Origin of the sequence: Amycolatopsis keratiniphila subsp. keratiniphila (genome assembly GCF_001620365.2) — a bacterium.
Classification (GTDB): domain Bacteria; phylum Actinomycetota; class Actinomycetes; order Mycobacteriales; family Pseudonocardiaceae; genus Amycolatopsis; species Amycolatopsis keratiniphila.
The window spans coordinates 1-241 of the sequence record NZ_LQMT02000011.1 but is presented as its reverse complement, the minus strand read 5'-3'; the positions used below and the strand labels follow the sequence as shown (position 1 = coordinate 241).

Sequence of the window (241 nt, the reverse complement as noted above, 5' to 3'; positions counted from 1 at the left end):
ATCCCCGCCCAGTTCGAAGAAACCGTCGTCGGCGCCGACCCGGTCCAGTCCGAGCACCTCGGCGAACAGGTCGCACAGCACGCGTTCGGTCTCGGTGCGCGGTTCGCGGCCGGCGGGCTTCCCGGCGAAGCCGGGTTCGGGCAGGGCCGCGCGGTCGATCTTTCCGTTGAGCGTCAACGGGAAGGTGTCCAGTACCAGTACCGCGGCGGGCACCATGAACTCCGGCAGCCGGTCCGCGAGC

General features: G+C 70.5%; 1 protein-coding gene. It reads right to left on the bottom strand.

Annotated elements, in window-relative coordinates:
- Positions 1 to 241 (bottom strand): phosphopantetheine-binding protein (locus AVR91_RS43745; RefSeq protein WP_228709179.1); only part of this gene is annotated, 241 nt, incomplete at both ends.